Source organism: Chryseolinea soli, from assembly GCF_003589925.1.
GTDB lineage: Bacteria > Bacteroidota > Bacteroidia > Cytophagales > Cyclobacteriaceae > Chryseolinea > Chryseolinea soli.
Map to the genome: position 1 here is coordinate 212,969 of NZ_CP032382.1, position 23,415 is coordinate 236,383.

The 23,415-nt window shown below is 47.6% G+C and carries 18 protein-coding genes; 2 read left to right on the top strand and 16 right to left on the bottom strand.

Annotated features, from left to right (window positions below; translation table 11 throughout):
• Positions 1–86: 86 nt before the first annotated feature.
• The 15 genes from D4L85_RS00735 to D4L85_RS00805 form a co-directional block, all read right to left on the bottom strand.
• Positions 87–803 carry a hypothetical protein gene (locus D4L85_RS00735; RefSeq protein WP_119752519.1) on the bottom strand — a complete coding sequence of 239 codons (717 nt, stop codon included), beginning with the start codon at positions 801–803 and terminating at the stop codon, positions 87–89.
• Positions 804–805: 2 nt separating this feature from the next.
• Entirely contained in the window at positions 806–4,204 is a 3,399-nt protein-coding gene (locus tag D4L85_RS00740; protein ID WP_119752520.1) for a leucine-rich repeat domain-containing protein, read from the bottom strand.
• A 24-nt stretch (positions 4,205–4,228) separates the two neighbouring features.
• Positions 4,229–9,382: a hypothetical protein gene (locus tag D4L85_RS00745; protein ID WP_119752521.1), complete on the bottom strand. Its 5,154-nt coding sequence runs from the start codon at positions 9,380–9,382 to the stop codon at positions 4,229–4,231.
• A gap of 139 nt (positions 9,383–9,521) precedes the next feature.
• The gene (locus tag D4L85_RS00750) at positions 9,522–10,163 is read right to left on the bottom strand and encodes a hypothetical protein (protein ID WP_160143456.1); all 642 of its coding nucleotides are present in this window, start codon (positions 10,161–10,163) and stop codon (positions 9,522–9,524) included.
• Positions 10,164–10,170: 7 nt separating this feature from the next.
• The gene (locus D4L85_RS00755) at positions 10,171–10,725 is read right to left on the bottom strand and encodes an OmpH/Skp family outer membrane protein (RefSeq protein WP_119752523.1); all 555 of its coding nucleotides are present in this window, start codon (positions 10,723–10,725) and stop codon (positions 10,171–10,173) included.
• A gap of 5 nt (positions 10,726–10,730) precedes the next feature.
• A complete protein-coding gene (locus tag D4L85_RS00760) occupies positions 10,731–11,201 on the bottom strand; it encodes a hypothetical protein (RefSeq protein WP_160143457.1) in 471 nt (156 codons plus the stop codon).
• A gap of 24 nt (positions 11,202–11,225) precedes the next feature.
• Positions 11,226–11,594: a hypothetical protein gene (locus D4L85_RS00765; RefSeq protein ID WP_160143458.1), complete on the bottom strand. Its 369-nt coding sequence runs from the start codon at positions 11,592–11,594 to the stop codon at positions 11,226–11,228.
• Positions 11,581–12,093 (bottom strand): hypothetical protein, encoded by a 513-nt coding sequence (locus D4L85_RS00770; RefSeq protein WP_119752526.1) that lies wholly within the window; start codon positions 12,091–12,093, stop codon positions 11,581–11,583. The genes D4L85_RS00765 and D4L85_RS00770 overlap by 14 nt, the downstream gene beginning before the upstream one ends.
• Positions 12,090–13,313, bottom strand: a complete 1,224-nt coding sequence (locus D4L85_RS00775; protein WP_119752527.1) for a hypothetical protein — start codon at positions 13,311–13,313, stop codon at positions 12,090–12,092. The genes D4L85_RS00770 and D4L85_RS00775 overlap by 4 nt, the downstream gene beginning before the upstream one ends.
• Before the next feature lies 1 nt (position 13,314).
• A complete protein-coding gene (locus tag D4L85_RS00780; RefSeq protein WP_119752528.1) occupies positions 13,315–15,219 on the bottom strand; it encodes a type II secretion system protein GspD in 1,905 nt (634 codons plus the stop codon).
• Positions 15,206–16,639 (bottom strand): GspE/PulE family protein, encoded by a 1,434-nt coding sequence (locus D4L85_RS00785; RefSeq protein ID WP_119752529.1) that lies wholly within the window; start codon positions 16,637–16,639, stop codon positions 15,206–15,208. The genes D4L85_RS00780 and D4L85_RS00785 overlap by 14 nt, the downstream gene beginning before the upstream one ends.
• A gap of 13 nt (positions 16,640–16,652) precedes the next feature.
• Positions 16,653–16,985, bottom strand: coding sequence for a hypothetical protein (locus tag D4L85_RS00790; protein ID WP_160143459.1), 333 nt, complete (start codon positions 16,983–16,985; stop codon positions 16,653–16,655).
• Positions 16,986–17,142: 157 nt separating this feature from the next.
• Entirely contained in the window at positions 17,143–17,589 is a 447-nt protein-coding gene (locus tag D4L85_RS00795; protein ID WP_119752531.1) for a type IV pilin protein, read from the bottom strand.
• A 996-nt stretch (positions 17,590–18,585) separates the two neighbouring features.
• Complete coding sequence (locus D4L85_RS00800) at positions 18,586–19,017, bottom strand: nuclear transport factor 2 family protein (RefSeq protein WP_119752532.1); 432 nt, start codon at positions 19,015–19,017, stop codon at positions 18,586–18,588.
• A gap of 166 nt (positions 19,018–19,183) precedes the next feature.
• The gene (locus tag D4L85_RS00805; RefSeq protein ID WP_119752533.1) at positions 19,184–19,549 is read right to left on the bottom strand and encodes a winged helix-turn-helix transcriptional regulator; all 366 of its coding nucleotides are present in this window, start codon (positions 19,547–19,549) and stop codon (positions 19,184–19,186) included.
• A 98-nt stretch (positions 19,550–19,647) separates the two neighbouring features.
• Here D4L85_RS00805 and D4L85_RS00810 point away from each other — a divergent pair, with 98 nt between their 5' ends.
• Together D4L85_RS00810 and D4L85_RS00815 are read left to right on the top strand one after the other, a co-directional pair.
• The gene (locus tag D4L85_RS00810; RefSeq protein WP_119752534.1) at positions 19,648–20,388 is read left to right on the top strand and encodes an SDR family NAD(P)-dependent oxidoreductase; all 741 of its coding nucleotides are present in this window, start codon (positions 19,648–19,650) and stop codon (positions 20,386–20,388) included.
• A 224-nt stretch (positions 20,389–20,612) separates the two neighbouring features.
• The gene (locus D4L85_RS00815; RefSeq protein WP_228450732.1) at positions 20,613–21,491 is read left to right on the top strand and encodes a helix-turn-helix domain-containing protein; all 879 of its coding nucleotides are present in this window, start codon (positions 20,613–20,615) and stop codon (positions 21,489–21,491) included.
• A 59-nt stretch (positions 21,492–21,550) separates the two neighbouring features.
• Here D4L85_RS00815 and D4L85_RS00820 read toward each other — a convergent pair whose 3' ends face one another.
• Entirely contained in the window at positions 21,551–23,407 is a 1,857-nt protein-coding gene (locus D4L85_RS00820; protein WP_119752536.1) for a sensor histidine kinase, read from the bottom strand.
• Positions 23,408–23,415: the final 8 nt, after the last annotated feature.

Consider the following 23,415-nt stretch of genomic DNA (forward strand, 5'->3'; position numbering starts at 1 on the left):
TCCGACTGACAATTTTGAATTTAGCAAACGGCAAAACCATTGACATAGGTGTATAAAATTTAGTATCCAACCTGGTGTTGTATCAATTATCGCTTATCAATTATCTTATATCGGGCATACTCCGGCTTGGGATTGCTCTTTCCCTTCATCACTTTACTCAACGCAGTTCCATCGAACGGCTGTGATTTATAATCAACGACCATTTCCCGGAAGTCGAAATCCACCCGGGCTAAAGGTTGCTCGCTACGCTTCTTGTAGATGATCTGGACCTTTCGCATGATCCGCGTGCTCTCTTCTATCCAATACGTTACCGCGCTCACGCCCATGCGCTTTTCAATATTTGCCGGTAGCATGAAGTCCATTTTGCGACACGGTTTTCCGTCAGCGATCCTGGAATCGGAAACGTTGCTGCATTTTTTGATGGTCATGTATCGTGCCAGTGAATCCTGCAGTGCCATCATCTCCTGGAGTTTATTTTTGTCCATCCCCGAGGGCTTCGTCACAAAAATCGTTTCAGCCTTGGGTTGGATGACCACCATTGTCTTATCATCCTGATAGAGCGTGAAATCGCCGGACGTAATTTTAAATCTTCCGCCCTTCATCTGTAGATTAATGACATCGGTGTATTGTTCTCCCGTTACGGCCAGAACGTTCACTTCATATTTCATCATCAAACCGTGTGTCGGCTGCAGAGAGGCTTTTTTTAAACTCGCATAAGCTTCCTGGAAGAGCGCCTCGCAATCCTGTGCAACCACGGACGCGACCCAAAAAAGAAATGGTATAAGGACAACAATTCTTTTCATCACTACTTAACAACTTTAGGAACGTTATACTGGGTCTCTTGCACGGTCCTAACGCCCCGTTCTGTTTCAATGATCTTGCGGATCAGTTTTCCTTCGGCGTTGTACTGATAGAATAGTCCGAAGTGCTGATCGTCGAACATTGCCAGTAGCCGCAGCGTGGAGGGGTCATATACATAGGCCGTCATTTCTGAATCGGTGGGTTGAATGCGCAGATCATCGATCCAAATCGAAGATGTTGGCTGACATTTTATGGCAAGCCAAAACGGGGAATCGTCCTGATCGTAAGGCTGCGCGTTTCCGAGCCCTGCCGGCAAAATTCTGGCTTCATACAATGCCCATTCGCCGCTTCGGCTAACGCGCACGAAGGTGGCAGCCTGCTGTTGTTCAACACTCCAACTTAGCAGGCCCGTATAATCCTGTGCTTTGTAGACCTGAAGCTCCAGATTCGGAGCCCCCGATCCTTTTACCCATACCTTCACCTGGAGGCCGTTCCCTTTGATTTGCTTCGAGTAAAGAAAATCCCGTACAGGAATTATTTGTGAACTGTTGATGTGAAGCGATTGAGCGCCCGAGTGATGCGCACTACCATCGATCGTGCCTTGTGTTGACGTATAGTTAAACCCATCTTCCAAGTGTCCCCCGGTACCATATTCAAAGCTCTCGAAAAGCACGGATTTGAAGTCGGCATTCTGTGCCACCAGGTAGGGGACCGCGTTATTGTAGCCAAATTTTGCCGTGCTTGGAACATTGAGCGCATTGCGCTCCTCAACGGGGTCGCCATGGGGCGAATATTTTGTTACTTCATTCACCTTGAGCCAGCCGGGGTTGTTCGACTTCTCGGCTCCTTTCCAGTTGAAGGCCTTATATTTGAACGTACCCCCATTAAAATTCTTGTCCTGACTTTGTTCGACCTTGGTGTTGAAGGTATAGCTTGCTTTGGGCCGCCACTTGCCTCGTTCGCCGGTCTCAAAAGGATTTATCGCCGGCACCGGTGTAGCATATTGAACATTCCAGTTATCGGCGTAAGTCACGGCCGATGCCGAGACCACATTGAATGTCATGGATGGACCAAACGCACAGCTGATTGGAACATCCGTGGGGCAATCGTCGCGTTCGAAGACAATGCCGCCGGTTACTTTATCCAGTTTGAATTTTCCGGACCTTGTAGGAATTTCAGACTCACAAAGCGGCGGGATAAGGATCAATGTGATGTTGTCGCTATAAAACGACAGGCCGGGCAAACAACCATTGAATATTCTGGTCCGATAAACATTTGCCACCGCTTGCGCGATGGGGTAACTCGTAAAGCCCTCGCTGTCTCTCTGCTGTTGCCCTTGCACCTGGGGCCATTGCGAACCGTTTTGACGGTCCCAGGCATACAAATAGTTAAAATTGCTGGACACCGGATCGATCGAGGTCGGCTGTCCAAAAAAAGCCGTGTACTTCAGTGTAACCGACATGTCCTCCGGGGCCTTGATGATTTGCGGCAATCCCATGGGATTGGTCTGGCGTTGCCCGAGGTATTCCAAAGACGCAATTTTTTTGGAACAAGGAGCGCTTGGATTCAGAAGGGGATCAAAATCCACCCAATCAAATGCATTGCTGGTAGCATCCAGGTCCAAATTAGGTATGACGCTGAAATTGGGCATCGCGTCAAAGTTATTGTTGGCGATGTTCAGATACGTCAACTGTGTCAGTTGAACGTAGTCGTCCGGAAGCGTTCCGCTCATGTTGTTGCTAGAAAGATCAACACTTGACAAGGTTCCTTTTAACGCCGTGAAATCGGGCGCAAACTTGAGTTTATCGGAAACAGTCATGTTTGGATTACTCAACGTAACAATCTCGAGTTTCTTCAATGCCTTTATAGGAAATCGTCCGACACTAAAGCGGCCGAGAGGGTTGTTACGGGCATCCAATTGTGTTAAATTGTTAAAAACAGCGGCATTTGGATCGGAAAAAGAATTTGGTAACTGTGTAAATTCATTATTACTGATATCGAGGTATTGAAGGTAAGTATTCATCCCTCCTGTCCCAAAATCGTCTGGAAGGGTTCCCGATCCGGCAATGGCATGGTTGTTCATGAATAGCACAGTTACGTCAAAGTTTGCATCAGATAACAGCGCCTTGACAGCTCCGCTAGAGAGATCGATTTGGTTTTGAAATGCGCCCCCAAAGTCCGACGCCTCATTCTCATTGCCTACATAGAGACTTGTTAAAGATGGCATGCTATTCAGGTGACTTGGAAGCGAGGTCGTGAGCTGACAGCACCTCAACGATAATATCCTAATGGGGGACGATCCTAAATGATCGAGGCTGGAGTTGGTAATCGGGTTAAAAGAAAGGTCTAAAGACTGGAGAACCGCTAGTGTTGGAAAATTATCTGGAACATCATGCATATTATTGCTTCGCATCGACAAAATGCGAAGTACAAGGCAGTTTGAAAGTCTCGTCATGATTGCTTTCTGATCATTATCGGAAAGGTTACCAAATGCATTTGATGAAATATCCAAGTTTGTCATGGCGTCGAATCCATCAAATTCGAGCGGCAAGCTCAAGAGGCCTACACTCCGCATAACCAAATTTCTCACAGTATAGAATCCTTTGAATGCTGGGGGGACAGCTCCTAAAGGATTGCCGCTCACGTCCAACTGGTTTAAATTAGTCATGCCAAAACCTGGGGCGGCGAGCGGGCCGAAAGACGAGGCCGTTAGTCCGCAATAAGAAAGATTTAAAATCGACAGTTGATCCAGATTATTAAAGTCGCCTGTCACAATATTATCCGTTGTACCCGGGGTCGTTGTCAGCGAATTGTAAGAGAGGTTTAAGTAGGTAAGATTTATGAGGTTGGCAAAATAGGCAGTGTAAATGGTCAACCGGTTTGATCCACTATAGCTTGAGATATCCACCGATGTTAATGGACTGTTCCCCGTTGAACTAGTTCCCAGCCAGTCAACCGTTCCTGTACACTCATTGCTACTAAGAATGAGATAATAAAGACTGGTGAGCGCCGACAGGTTTGGCATAGTTCCCGAAATCCGCGTACGATTACTCTTCGTGTAATCCGATGGAATGGACAATCTTTGAAGATATACCAAGTTGTTTAGCGTTGCCGGCAAAGTACCCTGAACATTATCGGCAGTGGAAAAGTCAATTGACGTAACGTGACCACTAGTGAATGTGATGCCTGGCAAATCGGCACTCGAAAAAGCAGACAACGGCACCGCGTCATCGAACAACTTGACCGTGTTCCATCTCGATTGCAATCCCGTAGTGCTATTATAAAAATCGCGCAGCGCCTGAATCTCCGGATCCACCACGACTGCTCCTTCACCCGCGTATAACAAAGACGTTTTCGCGCAAACGGCAACCAGTAACAAGAGAAAATTAATTTTTTTGATCATTGCTTCTAGACGTTAATGTCTTACTTAGTATTCCGTTTTTACTGTTTTAAAACTTCCTCCACCACAATCCACGTCGAAGGTCCCTAACTCAATAGAAGTATTACCTCCCACGATCTTGAACTGGATGGTGACGTTTTTAACGGTGGCATCGCTGAGGTCTGCCGTACAACCTTCAGGCAGGCGATCAACATACTGTGTCAAATTCAAGTGATAGTACGGTCCCGGAAGGATTACTGAATTTCCAGCAAGCTGAACGTTACAGTTTGCATCGGGTTGATTGCCTTGAAAGAGTTGATAGCCACAGTTCATATCCTTCACAAATTGACTGCCATCAAGTCGGCTGTTTAAAATTCCCGTACCCGCGTCGGTTCCCGGGGTAGGCTCGGTGGTATAACGGTCGGCGTCAGATTTGTGCACCGACGTTGCCGTAAGGGAATTCGCTGTAGGATTGTGGAAGGTCACCGAACCGGCGTCTTCCGAGAGTCTATTGTTTCTTCCGGTAGAAACAATGGTGACGTACTCCACGAACGTGGGATCGCCAGTCGTTCCTGTTACCGGCACGAGCTTCACTCTATCCTGGCTATAGTCCAATGCACTGACCTGAAAGTTAAAATTCTCGCCAAGGTATAAAACATCTCCTGTGGTGATTTGGGCAAGCTGCTGGCAACCCACATCTCCTGTGAACTTAAGCCAGGTGTCGGTGCCGGTTTTTGAATAGGTGAAATTCAATGATTGGCCTACCGTCGTACTATGGGCTAGCTTCTTGCCTTCTGTGACATACTTCGCTGTGAAGTTAGGATACTCCCAACTGGCCGGAACCCGATTCGACAAATAGGCTCCCGCGAACTCGTCGTTTGCTTTCACCGCTACAACCTGCCCTGTCCACGCATCGAAGGCGACATTTTCTTCTGTGTGTAGAATACCGTCCTGGGAAGTCACCGTCTTTTTGAGGATGGCCGGATAACGTACCACTTTTGAAGTGGTGTGGCTGGCAATGGTGCCTTCGGTAAAATTGAATGACGGCATACCCGTAGGCCAAACTAAGATGAAAGGAAATGCCGGAGTCAAATCAACATCGATCTCCATGTTTCCGTCATATGATTTTTCATCCACCCTTTTTTGTGAAAACGTAACCTCCACTTCGCGTCCGGGGTTCTTCATTTGGAGTTCTCCAAAAAGAGACGAGACGACGGGAATCTTTTCTTCGGGCTTGAAATACTCATACTGTACAAATGCCACCTTATCGTCGTCGGCTGGCGATGAACTATAAGTACCCCGATAACTTGAACTCGCCTTTATTTTGCCGTGCATGGCATTCAGGATAAAGCTGAACCCTTGCGTGGCAAACGTCCTGTCGGTGATCTTGTTGACCAGAATTCCAAGGATATATTGCTTTTCATGCTCCGCTTTAATTTCCGTCATTGTGCGGGAATTGCCTGGATCTGCAAATCGAACTGGGAAATCTTTGGCCGTGTTGAATTCGGTGACACTATATCCTGGTGAAGTTTTGCCGGAGTGAATGTTACGGACGATTACTTTGGAATACCCCACCGAGGCGCCGGGCAAAATACTTTCGCCCAAAGGCCCTTCCGATTGCTTCCTGTCTTTTCCAGCGATGATCTTGCTAAAGAAACCTTGATGCTTGCGAGCAATAAAATCGACCAGGATATTTTCTTCGCGCATGGCGGGCGGTTCGTTTGTTGCCACACCGGAGCTGATGTCGATACCGCTCTCATCTCGCACTTTGTACATGTATTCGTTTCCGAGCAGCACTTTGTTCCCTTCCATCCCTTGGTCAAAGGTCAACAGTCGCTTCACCCGAACACCACCACCCTTTTTGGCTACCGGTACGGGCACACGCAAATATGAATTTTCAAAACTGATGCGACCGCAGAGAATCTCCGGGTGAGAAATGCCCTGCACCCAAGTATGGAGCTGACGCACCATGGCGAGCGCCTGGTCCGCGCCACCGCCCGTGTTGGAGTCGTTCATCCCGGGGGAGCAATTTCCATCCTGATCGATCATCCCCAAACGCTGGGTCTTCACAAACTCTTCACAAACCTGTTTCGGGTAGCGTGGCTGGCCTGGTTTCAGCCAGATGTAAAAGCCACTGCTATCGTAGGTGCAGGATCCCACCGAAGCATATCCCGTTATAAAATCGGCATTACATTTTGACAGATCCGGGGTGGAGTTTCCTACTAATGTATAGAGCAGCTTGAAATAGATTTTGTTGTCGCCATTCACATATCGCTCATCGATCAAAGCCTTAAGTCTTTTTTTCTGACTGCCCGTGGTCACGTTGATGGCATTGGTGTTAAGTTGGTAAATAATTCCTGTACCAGGATCTCCGCCACCCGGATCGATTAAAGGCGCCATCACATGGGCTTCCTGATCCTGTACATAGGCGTAATCATCCTGCTCATACTGCACGTGTATCTCACCGCCCGAAGGGAGTTTGATCCCCTTCAAGTGCCAGGCCGCCGGATCAAATCCATTTACGTTTGAGGCCATTTGTTGATTCAGCCAATGCCGTCTGGCGGCAAACTGCTCTTCTCCCTTGGCCTGATAATTTCCCCATGCATCGGAACTGAAGACACTATAGGGAGGATTTTGATCAAGCGTCGTCAGACCTTCGTAGTTCTTGGTTACATCCTCCTTGTTGGTAGGGTTGGTGGGATTGGGGTCGGTGTACTTATCAGGATATTTGCTGTAATCAGGATAGTTATAGGTAAAAACATAGGGACTTATTCTGGAAGTCTGTATGCCGTTGTACTCAAAATAAACGCTCTCCAAGGTTAGTTTTCCGGAACTGGAGTTAGGAAGTACGTCATCCGGTCGACTGCCGTCTGGTTTAGCCAGATCATTGTTGTACTTAAAATATACAGTCTTGATCGGCTTTACATCCGTTTTTGGTGTTGGACTGCCATTGGGACTCCTGCCGGGAACATCCGTTTCGCAGTCGCTTAAGGCGTAAAGATCTATTCGGACGAGTTTCTTCAACGCAAAGTTCCGATCGGGTGTCACATTTTTGTCCAACGCAACTGCCGAAGCCTCCTTCGAATCAATGCGGTCGCCATCGACTCCAGTATGGTCTAGCGCCTTGGGATCCGAGGTTGTTGAAAATATGGCTACGTGCGTTTTGGTCTCAATGGACTCCAGGTAATAGATTTCCTTTTGTCCTTCCGTATAGGAAAGTTGATCGTCCTTGTTGTCGGACTGCGAGTTGGCATTAAAATAAAATCCCGAGAAAGGCGCTCTCCAGCGATACCAGTCCTGGCCAGCCGTCTGCGAGCGATAGTTAAAGCGCGTATATCCTCCAAGATCATCCGGCGAGCCACCATCCCCGTTCCGATCGATAAAATCGGGTGTCTGGATTTCGGTTAACAAGTAGGCCGATCCATACGGAGCCATTTGTTCCTGGCCCACCTTAACATCGCCTCCCGTCGGATCCTGGGCTGACCCTGGATAAGCTATATAATTTTTAGAAATGTGGGCCGCATCGACACGTCTCCCGCTAAAGCTTAAATTTTTCTCCTCCTTGTTGAAAACGGGCAAGCCATACACATAGCGATTCCCCGATTCGTTGGTTACCGCCATCTCGCCGATGAGATTCTGGTAGACGGGGTCGACGCCGTGATAGGCCTGATCGGTTATGAATTTACTGCGGTTAAAGGCTTGCCCACTCGGCTTGACCGTCTTCGTACCATTCGGTCCATCCTGTACGAAGAACATATCTTTGTAGAAGTGATAGCCAATATAGGACGAACGACCGCCTCGCTGATTTCCATTGTAGGCAAACCCCTTGTTTTGAAAGGGGATCTGGCTTGGCTGCTTGCCCGAAATGCTAGCTTGTTCAGGAGCGTCCGTAACGGCTGCTCCCCATTCTCCCCCGAGGTCATTGTTAAATCTAAAAAATACGGGTTCATCCTGAGGTACAGCCGAGTTTAGATCGGAGAACGATGACAACCCACGCTTCCAATCGTCCATATCTAAATTATAGGTTCCCACCCCTAAATCCACGCCGGGCCCAAAAGTCCAGCCGGCGGCCATTTCAAAACCTACGTTATAGATAAAGGTGCTGCTAGAGACCTTCCTGGGACTAAAATGTCCAGCGGTTTGGTTCCGCAACCGGAAACCGCCGGCAAGCCCTTCGCCCGTCACCGAAAAATTATCGGCATCGCTAAAAGGCACACCCAGGAAAACATCGCGTTTATTGAAGTCCGTTTCTTTTTCCATATGGTAGTCCATCACGTCCGCGGCTTGCGCGCTGGCAGAATACATGTAGCCGTATCCGTGTGCCGTTTCCGAAGCCTCGTTCGTCTGATACGCATAACTACCAAATAAATTTCCCGTTATACCGGCGGGAAATGGCCCCGGGTCCCCCTGAAATGCAATGGAAACATTGAAGGAAGCCCCGTCATAGTGCGGGACAGTCAACGGTTTAGCAAATTCATTGAACGAAAAAATCCCGTACTGGCTACCAGCGGCATATAGGTCTGGTTGCTTTCCAGCCCTGGTCATAAATTTCATCTTATCTTTTGCAGGGTAACGCGATGCGAAAGTATTAAAAGCGGTCGCGGCGATGTTCGTACTCAGAGAAAAGCTGCCTGTACCATCGGAAAGATTATACCCAAGGTTCACAATCCCCTTGCCCAGGCTTACACCAATCCCCTGGTTATATCCGAATCCCCGGTAATTATTGTATCGCAAGGATGTGTTAAAATTCAGGAAGTCAACGCTGGCGATCTCAAATGAAAACGCCGTACCCACCGTGGCGGTCCAGTTCGTTGGCTGCTTGTTGTGGAAAATAATATCCTGGCCATTAAAATCGTCGGGAACCCCTTGCGTGGCACGGTTAATCGCACCGGCATTTAGCGTAAATCCATATCCAACCCAGCTTGCCTCCTCTTCCGGCGTCACGCCGCTGTGGTAGGACAAGGAAATGGGATAACTGCTGCCCTGGGGGCCAGGAACTTCTAGCACAGGGAGATTGTACGTGAAGTCACCCGTGAACTCGTCCACCATGTTGGTGGTGGCCACAGGTTCGAAGCTGGAGAATTCCGGTTGCCCTGGGCCGGAAGTCAATGCATAACTCACCGTTGGTAGAACGGTTTGCACCACAAACTGCACAACAAGATACACAGCTATGCCTCTGAGAATTTTACGGTTTCTGATCATGATCTATACAAAAATGTTTCTTGAATACTTATTTGATTATACAGAGAAGATGGTTTCTAAATCACTCGCAACTATTAAATTTTTTTTCTATCGCACATCTATTTTGATAACTGTCAACCTCGTGACACTAAAGTAAAAATTAGAATTTCAATTTTGGAATGGAAGTCAAACTATTTTTTTGAAATAAAAATTGATTCACCCCCAAGTTCCAATATGGGTCTTCAAACACCAATGTTACATCATCAAAATCTTTCGTAACATCCCCACAGCCATAGTCTTGCAGTTGAAAAACAACTTGAAAACTTAGGCTGTTAGCGATAGCGTTGTATCCCTCATACTGAGATAAGACCGGTAAGATAGTTTTTGACTTGTACTTGAGGGAGATAAAATTCTGAATATCAAAACTTAATACAGTCGAGCGATTCAGAAAATCACGGTCACCCTGCAGGCCGTACTGTATCAGATTTCCGTACACTTTGTCACTTTTATCGGCCTGGAGGCTCACTTGAAATGACAAACCGCAAGCATAGCTCTTTCGAACCGTATCGAAGCTAACGTTGTCGGAGTTCATGAACTCCCGGTACGCCAAGTAATCCGCCGGCAAAAAACGCGCGCGCATAGTGACATGGTTAACCGCTTTTGTCCTTACCAAACCATTGTCCTCTGCCGCAATCCAGGGCAGGTATTTGGCCGGTTCTAGCGACTCCGGTTTCGTGCACCCCTGTAGCACGAACAACGATAAAATCATAAGCGATGGGCCTATTCTCAAAAAAGTTCGCATATCGGTGTTATTTACCTTGATAATGATCGTTCAATTCGCGCAACAGCGCGTCTGTGATATCCAAATCCTGATCGCCGTAAAGTAAACTACCGGAAAGCGTGGTGCCCATCACGACATTTAGCTTTGCCTCCTTAGCGTACGACTCTACAAAACTATTGACCTGGCTCAGCACGGCCGACATCATTTTATTGTCTTCCTCTTGAATTTTATTTTCAATGGCCTCACTGTATTGCAGGTACTGCTGTTGGAGCGTCTCCAGTTCATGCGCCCTGTTTTGCCGGTCGCGCAGTGGCATCGTCATTCCGTTTTCGCGAAACGACGCAGTTGCCCGCTCCACATTGGCCCGCAGCGAATCGACGTTGGCGGTCATGGTCGATTTTTTCTTTTCAAACTCCGTCCGGGCGTCCAGCGTACCCCGGTAGCCGTTGATCAAGTCGTGGGAACGGACGTAGGCGATGCGAACGTTTTGAGATCGGAATATCAGGAACAGATTAATTGCTACCAGCAAGCTCAACGCTGCCAACAGTGACCATAAAAAAAACTTATTCGTTTGCCCTATCATATATTTTATTTTTCTCGTTTTACATAATGCATATGCCCCGAACAGGAGATCCGGATGGAGTCGTTCGCGATGGCTTCGATCATAAAATCTCCGACGATCTCGCCTTGCCGTACAAAATAATCGCTGTCGTCTACGGTCACGGAAGCCACCGATGTCTTTCGCGACGCGTTATACATCGCTCCTTTGTATTTAAGCCGCTCCCATTTAATTGACGTCACCGGCTTCAAGACCGATGTTTTCTGCGCTACTCTAACTTTTGACGGTGCAGATCCTACCGAGATCCTCCGTACGGGAGTTTTCTTTTTCAGAAAGGGATCGGGGTACGCGAAACTGAAAGCGTAAACTTTCGTCGAATCCTTCGCAGCTTTTCTTTTCATGGGCATCGGCCGGGCCGTTTGTTCTGAATCGCTTTCAAGACCCGAAATGATCTTGAAAGCGATGAACCCCCAGATGCTCAGGGCCAATGTGATTAGCAATATGTTCTTCTTATTTTTATCCACTTATTTCTTGATCGTTACCACCCGGCAGGTATACGCAGTTGTATAAGACGAATTGACCGCCCGTACACACCATTGATACTGGCCATTGGCCAGATCAATCGTGAATTTATCTTTTGTGATCGTCGTGTCTAAAGCAACAAACGCCGGTTGTTGAAGATCGGGCGATACGATCAGCAACTGATAACCGTCCGCCGATTCCACAGGATTCCACCAGAAGGTATACGATGCGCTGTTGAATGTGGCACTGTCTTGCGGCGAAAGCAACACGACTTCCCGATCCGATATATCCTTGACCACGACATCTTCGCAAGCGATCATCGCCAGTGCTGCCACGGTCAATAGCATGACAAGAGAACTACTTCGCTTCATGTTCTTCTGGTTTAGCCGATTGAAAGTATACATTGGCCGTAAGGACAAGGGATTTATTCCGTTCCTCCCGGTTAAATTCTATGGATGCGATCTTAATGAACGACAGATCACGCCCCACTTCATCCAAGCATTTCAACAAGGGAACGAATTCCCCGAGCAATACAATTTTCTGCGTTGCCGTTTCATAGCCCTGGTCGGTAAACAGGATTGGGGCCTGTGCATTTTCGATGGTTACACGATACCGATCCACCACCTTCGCCAACGCACCAAAAGTCTGCTTGTCGAGTTCCACCTTACTTAGCTCGGGTGTTTCCCATTTACTCACATCGGGCATTTCGCGGTAGGGAACGTGTTCCTTTATTTTACCGGAAAGACTCCAGGCCTGTTGCAGCAGTCGAAACGTGGGCGCAACCGAAATGGCTAAACACAATGCCACCACGCCGATCATCCCTGCGTTGATCCAACTTCTTTTTCCGTGAATGATACTGTCTATATTCATTTTACATGAATTGCGAATTCAAAAAGTCCCATCTTCGATTTCCCATCGTATCGATAGGTTTGGCCCTCGACGTGATCGACCCAGGGCAATGTCTCAACCTTAGAAAGCCACGCTGTCACCGCTGCCGCTTCCGAGGAGTATCCCCTGACCAGTATTTGTGCCGACTGAAAAAAATACTGTTTGTCTTTCCGGAGCCTGCCTGCATCGACAACACCAATCTGGAGATTGCTCAACTCGATTTCATTCGTCAGTGTGGACGCCAGTTGATCGGCATACCATATGGGCTGGCTGTTTTCGCTCCACCCCAGACCATTATAGATCTTTTCGATTTGAGCCGCTTCTTTCAACTGTTTATGCTGACCGCTGACCATGACCTCTTGTTGCGATATTTCGCTGGTCATCTCTGAAACGTCGCCTTTGAGTTTAAAGAAAACGAGCGCGTTGCAAAGTAAAACACCCAGTAACAGCAATAGGGCCAGGCGCGCCGTCTTGAAGACGGATTTCTTCGCATCGAAAAGTTCCGTCGCATAGTCCGTTTCCGTGATTCCCGATAACACGAGCTCGCTGGTTCCCAAAAATATACTCAGCGCAGCACCGTATGCCACACCACATTCGCCATCGATCTGTTGTGTTCCCACGAGAATAGACGATGAGGTTGTGGAGATTGCTGAGTCAATCTTTTGAATCTTGTTTTCTGAAATATGAATGGTGGCGTCTGGCAGCGAGACCGTGGGGCCTTTCTCCAGGAACGGAATCAAAGCACCAAAAATGAATTTTCCGAGGGAGATGGAAACAACGCGTTTACCATAGCGCTTATAAAACACATTGCTTTCCAAAAATTCCTTTCTCAGCAAGCTACAGAACTCGGTCTCCGCTCCACTATACCCTTGCGCAATAAAATCCTGTTCTTTAACACCGGGAAAAATTGAGAAAAGGTCCTGCGCTTGTTGGTTCGCTGGCTTGGGGACCTCCTTTGTAAGAACCCCACGACCTTCGACGTTTACATGGATCCTGATGTCTTGCAACAGGTAAGGACCCAGTTCGCTGATAAGCTGCTCAGTCGACTCCAGTTGGGCCTTGCTTTTAACAAGCGTGACTTCACCTTTTTGCTTTTGCAGCACACAATATGAAATAAATGTCTCCGAAGCTCCATACAAGAAATTGACTCCGATGGACGTGTTCGAAGCTTCTTCAAAGTTTATGATGGATCGGATCGACATATTAATAGACCAGGGTTGGTTTAATAAACACGATCAACCGGTTGTCGGTCTTTGCTTTGGTTTTTGAACTGAACAACCATTTCAATACCGGGATACGCGAGAGCAAGGGCGTGCCCGATCCTGTTTCTGATTTGGTTAGTTCCTCAAGTCCACCCAAAATGATCATCTCTTCATTTCGAACACGAATCTTGGATTCGAATTTCCGGGTCTCATTACCTGGCGGCGCATTTTGGATGGTCGACGGGATGAAATCGGAAAATTCCGCTGAAATTTCCAAGGTAATGTGCTCGTTGCCGGAGACCACCGGGCTAATGTTAATCGAGAGATTGGCCTCGACCTTATTGAAACGCTGGGCGGTGGTCGTAATGGGGGTCACGCCGCCTGTAATATTCTGGGTTTGCTCCACGTAGTAAACCGATTTTCCGATCACCAGACTTGCTTTGCTGCCATTTACCGTTGCCAGCTTTGGTGTTGAGCGCAACTGGATGTTGTTGTTTGTTTCGAGCGCTTTCAGCGTGACATAAAAATTGGGAGTAACCTTGCCAAGATTCACAATGCCCTTCGAATCAAGCGAGCTTAATGCATTGTTGATCGATTTGGAGCTCAGCGTCATATCCAATCCCGGGAAGACAGTTCCGGCGGTCTTGGGAACGGAATCACTGAGCACGGCATTGATCCCGGTTGTCAACGAATAGCCCTTGCGGACATCCGCCACGATCACTTCAATCAGAATATTGGGGATCGGTTGGTCAATGAGTTTGATGAACGACGTGAGTTCGTCTATGCGCTGCTTGTTTCCCGAAATGATCAAAGAATTCAATTCCCTAAAAACTTTGATCTCCATGTCCTTGGTCAGTTCAGTGGGAAGCTCTTTATCGATGCCGTCGATCGGACGAAAATTCAACTTCACGATTTCTGAGGTCCTAAAACCTTCCAAATTTCTTTGCCCTAAAAGATAGACGTTTCCTTTTTTCTTATAGGTGAAATTTGTGCCCTGAAAAAGAAACGATAGCAGCTCATCATAGCGCACTTTTTTCACTTTCACGGTGGTGGTTCCTGTGATCTCGGAAAAAAGAATATAGTTTTTACCGAGTTGTGGCGAAACCTGATGAATGATGTCCAAAATAGGAACGTTGGTTACATCCAGATCGATGAGCGAATCTCTAACGGTAATGTCTCCCTGCACGACACGCTTCATGGCGGGAAGTCCGTTTGAAACGTTGTTCGAACTTAAGACCGGGGCGCCTTCAAAAAGAAACACACCATCCTTCGTTTTGCTAAAGGTAAAGCCGTTGATATACGCCAATTTATCCAAAGCGTTTTCAAGCGGCAGGTCCCTGATATACCCACGAACCAGTTTATTTTCCAAGTCATTTCCCGTAGCGATCACGTTCCGATTCGTAATCCTCGTGATCTGCTTGACAAAGGCCCTTAAACTGTCGTTGGAAAGATCGAATGAAACGTTTCCGGTGCCCGGATCATACACAATGTCCAGCTTTTTGGCTGGCGGCGGCAATTCAACCTTGACAGGCTCCTGGTACTTTGAAAAAGACAAAATGGTATTGGTGAAACGAATGTCCAGTCGGTATTCCTCGCAAATAAAATACAGCAGGTCCTTCACTTCCACATTCGTGAAGTTATTGGAGAGCATCAGGTTCAGCGCGGGATCAATTTGGACGTTCAAGCCATGCGCTTCCGCAATCGATCTTAAAAACGACTGGATCGGCAGATTAGACACCGAAAGACTTGCACTCTCCCGGAGGCCAGGCGACAAAGAATCAGACAGCAGACTCAGTTGCTGCTTAATGAAATTCAGCCGCGCTGGAAAACCATCTTGCGCCCTCCCCGAAAGTGTTATCAGGAAAAGCATCAAGAAGATGGGAAATATTTTTTTAATATTGATCATTCAGCAGCAACGGATATATTTCTTCGACACTGGTCTCTCCTTTTATTAAAATTTCGAGCGCGCTTTCCTGCAAATTTTTTACTTCTTTGGATTTGAAATTTGCCGCGACATCCTTCGCGTTACTCACGATGAGATCGGCAACATCTGCATCGATCTGAATCACTTCGTAAATAGCTTTCCTGCCTTTGTACCCGGTGTACAAACATTCCTTGCAGCCTTTAGACACATAGTGCTCCTTTACTAAATGTCGCTTTTTGAAACCGGAAGGGAAGATGGCGTCTTTCGCCTCCATCCTTTCCTTGCACACTGGGCAAAGCAGGCGAATCAGTCGCTGCGCAATGGAAGCATTCAGGGTATTCGATAGCAGGAAGGGAGGCACATTCATGTCGATGAGTCGCGATATCGTACCCCATGCCGAATTGGTGTGAATGGTTGATAAAACCAAATGTCCTGTCAGCGCCGCGCGGATAGCCAAACTTGCCGTTTCCGCGTCTCGAATCTCCCCCACCATAATAATATCAGGGTCCTGTCGCAGAAAGGTTCTTAGCGCTGCAGAAAAGGTAAGACCGATTTCCTCTTTGACTTGCACCTGGTTGATGCCCTCCAGGGTATATTCAATGGGGTCCTCTATGGTCAGGATGTTGTCGGTTTCTTTGTTCAGGACTTTCAACGTGCCGTACAAAGTGGTTGTCTTGCCAGATCCCGTTGGTCCGCTGATCAATATGATCCCATTGGGTTTCCGGATACTTTCCTTGTACCGCGACATGTCCAGTGCCGAAAATCCCAATTGTTCAATATCAACCGATGTGGCGCTGTGCCCCAAAATTCTCAACACTATTTTTTCACCGTACAGGGTAGGCAAAACAGACACCCGGATATCAAATTTCATTTCGCTGTTCTGAAAGAAAATCCGACCATCCTGCGGCAGTCGTTTCTCCGAAATATCCAGACCCGCCATAATCTTAACTTTGTTGATCAGCGCCGGGTAGTCCTTTTTATTGATTCGGATTTTCTCGATGAGCTTGCCGTCGATCCGCAACCTTATCCTGCATTTTTGATCATAAATTTCAATATGGATATCACTGCTTCCCAAGAGCCGCGCTTCCTTCAGCAGTTGATCCAGAAAGTTTCGATCAGAGATTTCAAAGACGCGGCTCTCCCGCGGACGATTGCCGGTCTCGCGCAAATAGAACTTGGTCAACGCCTCTTCTATCTCAGCGGGATTTCTCGGAATAACATTGAGGGCATAGCCGAGCACAATCTCAAGTTCATCCCGGTGCCTTTTTTCAAACACATTCTCGTCGACATAGACCTCCAGTGATTGGTTATCAAACTTGCCCGGCAAGACGCGATAGGTCCAGGCAATTTCCGAAGAAATGTACTTTTTTGTTTGGGGATCAAGTATCAGCTCGCCGGTCATCCTTATTCGTATGCTAGTTGATAAAAAGGACAATCGATCTGAATGCAACACAAAGGCTTAGGTAGCCTGCTAACGGAATCGTCTGGTGGACCCTGTAAAAAGCAAAAAGCCTGTTCATCAAAACATGAAGCAGTAAGGATGCTATCAAGGCAACAACCATAAACACAACAAAATGCGGAAAATCGAACAGGGAGATAATGCAACCTAAAAAGATCAGGTCGCCCAAGCCAATGGCCTGCGACCATTTGAAGTTATGACGTCTAAAAGAAAAGTAGAGATATCCAATGCCCAGTATAAAAGCAACATACAGCGCATTCATCAATCCGTTGATCAAAATCTCTTCCATGCTATACATATGAAGCGATAGATTCACGATGGCCACAAAAAGCAACGGGAACACGATCAGACTAATTTCTCTGAATCTCAAATCCTGATAAAATATAAAACCCAGAATACACAAGGTTACAATAATGGCTGCTGACATGACGGGGGGTGTGGTGCTTTCAATCCTTCACAACTTCATTCAAATTGCTATTCTCATCAATCTCCCAAACATTAAACTCACCGTCTCCATCAAAATCCACCACCGCGGTGGCGCGCACGACGAATGTTTTTGTATCGGCGGTAACCACTTCAAAAGTGTAGTTTGATTTGCCTCCCTCTGAAACTAATTTCTCTTGTTCAAACCCAATTTTGTCCAAGTCATTTGAGAATTTGGAAAATTCGTAGAAGTGCGTTTTCTCCAACGTATAGATATGCTTAAGGCCTTGCTTGGCTTCCACACTCCGCGTTCGTGAAATCAGGGGCATCAACACCGGCAGCGCCATTAAAACAAGAATCCCTATAATGACCAACACCACCAGGAGCTCAGTCAGGGTAAACGCTTTAAGCTTGGGTGATGCAATTCTTTGAACTTCTCGTCGAAAAATTCGAGTGATACACAATTTCATAGTAGCTATAATTCTTTTAACGCTTTGGCTAAGCAGACAACTCACACTACGGAGGTGCAAATATAGACGTCTAATTCAATTTTTTTTAGACGAACGAACACTTTGTAAGTTATCGCTTCAAATTGCACGACGAACCAAGGCCCTCCTGAAGGCGTTTCGCCTGCGCAACAACCGGAAAACGATTTTGCTGCTACCCGATTCCGTAAAACATTGACGCATAGCCACTACGGGGAAGCGTAATTTTTAAACAGATTGTTACACTTTTCAACCTAACATCACCAGCCAACGCAATCTATTTATTGTAAGTTGTTCAAAATCAATTCCCTAATTAAAAAGATCAGAAAGGAAATCCTTGATGTGACGTGACCTCAGTTTAAATTCATCATCTTATTTCACTTTAGTAAAACTTTGCATTTAAATGAAGATAGATATGCCGCTAGCTGTCACGCAATTCCATTAAAATAGGAGCCATCAGCAATCGTTCCCAATGGTTTAAATCAGTTCCTTAGCAGCCGCTACAAAATTCAATCTGCCTCCTGCTAGGCCACTCGTTAGCACTGATCCTTAACTGTTTACATTTTGACAAGCCGCGTCAAATCAATATCTAGGGTCAGCGTTGTTTAACGTTGGATTAGAAAGAATGAACACGACACATGAATTTTGTCAGTCATGAGGTCGACAGCCAACCATTCCCTGCGCATCTTATTTCCATTCGCCTCATGCGTCGGCCGAGCGAGACATGAATTCACCCAGTAAAGGTGGATGCAAAACAGCAAATCGTTCATGAAGTCCACTCTCTGCCTATACTAACGGCAGTGACGCGACGAAATTGTTTAATTTGATTGTTTTATCGGTAAGTGTTCATCCGGGGAAGTAAAAATTTTATGGTGCAAGCTCCAACGCGGGAAACGCGTCAAAGCACAAAGCTCAGCTATGATGCGATGACATGATATGCTACCGGTCCGTCACGCCACGCGACCACTAACCTGTATAAACCTAATGAACCGACAAAAGCGACACATGTGCTGCCACCGCTACCCACCGTTTCTTTCTTTGCATATAAATATCCTGATAGCAAACTCTCCCCGTCTTTAACGTATTAGCTTCCTTGAACACAAAAGTCATGTAGGCCGTGACCACACCGATCTTTTCATCGAGCATGCGCACGTCGGCGCTGTCGATGTTCACAGACAGTATTTCTTGCCGTCGTAAATTGCGAATGACGTCGCGCCGCGTCATCTTGTTGCCATCGGGTGAGATCAATATGAAATCGTTGGCAAAGATCCGTTCGAGCGTGACCGAATCTTTTGACGGATAGGAACGGATCCAGTCTTCGTTCATCCGTTTCAAAGTCTCTACGGATTTGTTTTGTGCATGAAGCTGGCATGTGAAAACCATGACCAAGCTAAAGAGGAGTATTGCTTTCATTGCTAATGCTTCTGTTGGTACGTTTTAAAAATAATTATAAAAGCAATGGGGTAACGTTAACCGAGTGTTAAAATGGTATCTCCACAAGGAAGATATTTTTTACGCTCCAGGAGCAAGTCCGGACAGTTCGTTTCAAAACCGTCGCATCCTTTTCATCCCGTTTACGCTACAACGAAACAAGCTCCACTTTCTCACGATGCATATTCCCCCAATCCGACATCGCTCGCAGCATAGGCCGCATGGTATGACCGAGTGCTGTCAACTTGTACTCCACGCGCGGCGGCACCTCAGGATAGACCACGCGCTCGATGATCTGCGCTTTTTCCAATTCTCTCAGTTGCGCCACCAGCATACGTTCGGAAATGCCTTCGATGGATTTTTTCAATTCGCCATAGCGCATGGTTCCATAGATCAACCGGCAAAGGATGGCAGGCTTCCATCGTCCTCCCACGATGTTCAGAGCATACGCCATACCACAACTGGCCTTCAGTTGTTTTTCGTTGAAAGCGTTCGTTGAGCTGTTTTTTCTCATTTTTTACTTTTTTGTTAGTACCTAACAATGCACACAGTACCTGCAAATATAAATGCCGCTGCCCTACTTTTGGTTCATCCAACAACGAAGAATAACAGATGAAAAAATTTGCAAACAAAACTGTTTTGGTCACTGGCGGCAGTCGCGGCATTGGCGCCGCCATCACACAACGCCTCGCCCGGGAAGGCGCAAACGTAGCCTTCACGTATCATCGCTCCGGCGAAAAAGCGCAAGCCGTTGCCGCTGCGATAACCAAAGACGGTGGCAAAGCCTTGGCCATCCAAGCGAACAGCGGCGTTCCGGGCGACGTATCGGATGCTGTGAACCAAACCGTGAAAGCCTTTGGCGGTATCGATATCCTTGTTAGCAACGCAGGTATTTACATCGGCAAGACCTTTGAAGACCACACGCTGGAAGAATACGAGGAGATCATGTCGGTGAATGTGCGGGCGGTCTACGTTGCCGCCCTGGCCGCGGTGAAACACATGGGCGCCGGTGGACGGATCATCACCATTGGCAGCAACATGGCCGACAACTCGACAGGGCCACAAACCACTTTATATACTATGAGCAAATCCGCACTGCAAGGCTTTACGCGCGGACTGGCCAGAGACCTGGGACCAAAAAAGATCACCGTCAACCTGGTCCAACCCGGCCCCGTGGATACCGACATGAATCCGGCGCACACGGAACTCGCCGACTTCCTAAGAAGTCGCATGGCCCTGGCCGACTACGGCACAGGCGACGATGTTGCCGGGCTGGTCTCTTTTTTGGCGGGCGATGAAGGGAAGTTCATTACGGGCTCATCGCTCACCATCGATGGTGGCTTTAACGCCTGACAAGAATAGTAGTCCGTTGCATAGCTCGACCGAACACCTTGGTCGTCGACGGACGTTTATTTTATGGTCACGATCTCAAAATCACTCGACGGAGCGGGCACAATAACTATGACGTGCTCGCTCCGTCCTTGTGGATACTATGTGATCTGAATCGCGCAAAACCTTAACCCACCCTGCACGTTTATGCTAAAGATTCGACTGGCAAATTTTTAACATCTTCGTCCATGGACTTATCCGGAATGCAATATCAACAGATACCGCCTCCCGCCTATCTGAAGAATTATGTCCGGTATTTCTATGCCTTGGAAACGAAAGATCAAAAGCCTTCCGTATATACCTTCCGAACCATTGCCGACGGTGGGCCTGGGTTGCTCTTTCAGCCACACGAGCAGGGCACCTACACGCAGAGTGATAAACTGCTTCCCGAGCTTTTTCTATACGGCCAATCCACTACCCACGTGGAGACGTGTCTGAACGGAACATTCACCACTCTTGGTGTTTTATTTTATCCGCATGCGCTGAAATCGGTTTTTGGATTGGATGCACACGAGCTCACCGACCTTTGTCTCGATCTGAATGCCGAGGCCGTCAAACAAGGCCACCGTCTTTCGGAACAACTGGCTGCTGCCGCAACCCTGGAAGCACGGGTGGAGGCGCTCTCCGCGTATTTGTTTTTTCTCGTCCAAAAAAACAGCGTCCTTACCGATCGCAAAATGGAGCATGCGATTACGCAGATCGTGCAGTCGGGTGGTAGCGTGTCGCTGAAAGCGCTTCATAAAGAGCTGGGTCTTTCCGAGCGAAGTGTGGAGCGCAAGTTCAAACAATACGTGGGCCTGTCGCCCAAACTGTTTGCACGCATCTGCCAGTTTCAATCTTCACTCAATCAAATCCGAAACCTCAAGCACGACAAGCTGTCCGACATTGCCTATGAAAACGAGTATGCCGACCAGTCGCACCTGATCCGTACGTTTCGCGAATTCTCGGGCATGTCACCAAACGAATACCAAAAACAATTCAGTACCCTTGCCAAAAATCTCCCCATCTTTCCCAACGAGGATCCACTCGTAGGCTTGGTGCTATCTTACGGATTGCAGCGCCCATAAAACCCACCAGCTTTGCTTACCGCTAGGGCATGTGACTGAACCTCTCTGCCAAACATTCTTCAATTCGATTGACTTTCCAAAGGCATTCTCGACAACATCTCGGCTTCTGCATCCGAGGTAACGGGCCGATAAAGATTTGGCAGCCTTAGAAAAAAATTTGTTCCCACACCCGGTTGTGACTCCACGCGCACGTCGCCGTTGAGGCGTTTAATCGTTTCCCTGAAAATAAAAAGCCCCAGACCCGTACCCTTCGAATTGTAGTCAGCGCGGTAGAACATGTCGAATATTTTATCGAGGTGTTCGGGTTGTATGCCAATGCCGTTGTCGCCAAAGACGATGGCAATTTCCGTGGGAGAAATGCGCGCGTTGATCTCGATAAAGGAGTTCTCCTTGGTGACGTCCGCATAGCGGATGGCGTTCGAGATGAGGTTGTTGAACAGGATGGTGACGCGGTTTTTATCGGAATAGAAAACGTGGTTGTGATTGATGTTCACCCTCCGTTCGATACGGTCGAATCCTTCCACAAAACTGCTTTGTTCAAAGATCTCCTCGATCAAAACATCGAGGTGGATGGGCTCGGGCGCGATCTTCATGCGTTTGTTCTTGGAGAAGTTCACGATCTGGCTGATAAAATATTCGGAGCGGTGAATGCTCTTCTCCATCATGGCCAGGTATTCTTTCAAGCTACCATCCTTGTTCTCGTAGCGCATCAGGTTGATGAGCCCGAGCAACGACGAGAGGGGCGAACGCAAATCGTGAGCAGTGGAGTATAAAAAATTGTCAAGCTCGCGGTTCAGTGCGCGCAGTTGCTTGTTTTTCGTTTTGAGCTCTTTCGATTTACCGCGAATGTCTTTCATCTGGTCGCGGGCCTGATCCATCAACAGGATGAACGAGCTGGTGAGCGTATTGATCTCGTTAGCGGCGTTGCGCATGGTGAAATCGGTTCGTTTCTCGCTGCGGGAGTTGAGCGCGTCGTCTACCAACCGCGACAAACGGGCAATGGGTTCTGACAGCCGCTTGGATATCCAATACCCCGACAACAAAGAAAAAAATATGGCGCCCACTAGTGTGATGAAATAAAAAATTCTCCCATTGTCCTGTGCGCTCAGGGATTTGTCATAAGAATAATTGGAGAGCCGATAATACTGGTCGCTGAGCGACGACGTGAGCGTATTCAGTTCGCTACGCACACCATCGTAGCCGCTCAAACCGATCGCCTTTTGAATGGCCGCAAGCTGGAGGAAGATGCGGCGGTATTCATCGAGGTGGTTGATCGCCTCGGCGTTGGTTCTGCCCATTTGCAGCACCGCATGTAATGCGGCATACCGCCCCTGGAATGCATCGATGTAGGTCGTGTCGTGGCGAAGGAAAAAATCTTTCTCGTGCCGACGCAGGTTTAGGATGTTCACAATGTTGTGGTTGTCGACATCCGACTCCTCCAGCGCGTGGGCATGCAGCCGCATGTCCCCTTCCAAGCCATAGTTCTTGAATCCTTTTTGATAGACAAGGCCTTCCAACCGGTCGAACTTCCGGTTGTAGAGCGTCAGCGTGCTATCGAGAGAGAGCAGATTGCTTTGGATGCTGTAGTCGTTGCGGCGGATGTCTTGCAGCAAGCCCGACAACTCGACTTTAATAAAGGCATTCAGGCTGTCGCGAACTTTCAGGTAATGACTTTTCCGGGTCTTGAAATAGTCCTCGTTGATTGCCTCGAGGTCAAAAAAATCATTGTCCGATTTGATGAGGCTTAGCGTATAGATCTCGAGTTGACTGATCTTGCTGTGAATGCCGGCCACACGGCTCGTGTTTTCCATGATGTAGATCGAAACCAGGGAGAGCACGAGGATGAGGAACGTTAAAAAAAGAAAGCCCGAAACCATACGGCTGCGTATGGAATTGAGTTCGAAGAATTTCAGCATTGCTTGCC

What these genes read in the sequence shown, in the direction of transcription:
- D4L85_RS00735 (WP_119752519.1), bottom strand. Translation starts at nt 803, where the DNA reads ATGAAAAGAATTGTTGTCCTTATACCATTTCTTTTTTGGGTCGCGTCC.
- D4L85_RS00740 (WP_119752520.1), bottom strand. Translation starts at nt 4,204, where the DNA reads ATGATCAAAAAAATTAATTTTCTCTTGTTACTGGTTGCCGTTTGCGCG.
- D4L85_RS00745 (WP_119752521.1), bottom strand. Translation starts at nt 9,382, where the DNA reads ATGATCAGAAACCGTAAAATTCTCAGAGGCATAGCTGTGTATCTTGTT.
- D4L85_RS00750 (WP_160143456.1), bottom strand. Translation starts at nt 10,163, where the DNA reads ATGCGAACTTTTTTGAGAATAGGCCCATCGCTTATGATTTTATCGTTG.
- D4L85_RS00755 (WP_119752523.1), bottom strand. Translation starts at nt 10,725, where the DNA reads ATGATAGGGCAAACGAATAAGTTTTTTTTATGGTCACTGTTGGCAGCG.
- D4L85_RS00765 (WP_160143458.1), bottom strand. Translation starts at nt 11,594, where the DNA reads ATGAAGCGAAGTAGTTCTCTTGTCATGCTATTGACCGTGGCAGCACTG.
- D4L85_RS00770 (WP_119752526.1), bottom strand. Translation starts at nt 12,093, where the DNA reads ATGAATATAGACAGTATCATTCACGGAAAAAGAAGTTGGATCAACGCA.
- D4L85_RS00775 (WP_119752527.1), bottom strand. Translation starts at nt 13,313, where the DNA reads ATGTCGATCCGATCCATCATAAACTTTGAAGAAGCTTCGAACACGTCC.
- D4L85_RS00780 (WP_119752528.1), bottom strand. Translation starts at nt 15,219, where the DNA reads ATGATCAATATTAAAAAAATATTTCCCATCTTCTTGATGCTTTTCCTG.
- D4L85_RS00785 (WP_119752529.1), bottom strand. Translation starts at nt 16,639, where the DNA reads ATGACCGGCGAGCTGATACTTGATCCCCAAACAAAAAAGTACATTTCT.
- D4L85_RS00790 (WP_160143459.1), bottom strand. Translation starts at nt 16,985, where the DNA reads ATGGAAGAGATTTTGATCAACGGATTGATGAATGCGCTGTATGTTGCT.
- D4L85_RS00795 (WP_119752531.1), bottom strand. Translation starts at nt 17,589, where the DNA reads ATGAAATTGTGTATCACTCGAATTTTTCGACGAGAAGTTCAAAGAATT.
- D4L85_RS00800 (WP_119752532.1), bottom strand. Translation starts at nt 19,017, where the DNA reads ATGAAAGCAATACTCCTCTTTAGCTTGGTCATGGTTTTCACATGCCAG.
- D4L85_RS00805 (WP_119752533.1), bottom strand. Translation starts at nt 19,549, where the DNA reads ATGAGAAAAAACAGCTCAACGAACGCTTTCAACGAAAAACAACTGAAG.
- D4L85_RS00810 (WP_119752534.1), top strand. Translation starts at nt 19,648, where the DNA reads ATGAAAAAATTTGCAAACAAAACTGTTTTGGTCACTGGCGGCAGTCGC.
- D4L85_RS00815 (WP_228450732.1), top strand. Translation starts at nt 20,613, where the DNA reads ATGGACTTATCCGGAATGCAATATCAACAGATACCGCCTCCCGCCTAT.
- D4L85_RS00820 (WP_119752536.1), bottom strand. Translation starts at nt 23,407, where the DNA reads ATGCTGAAATTCTTCGAACTCAATTCCATACGCAGCCGTATGGTTTCG.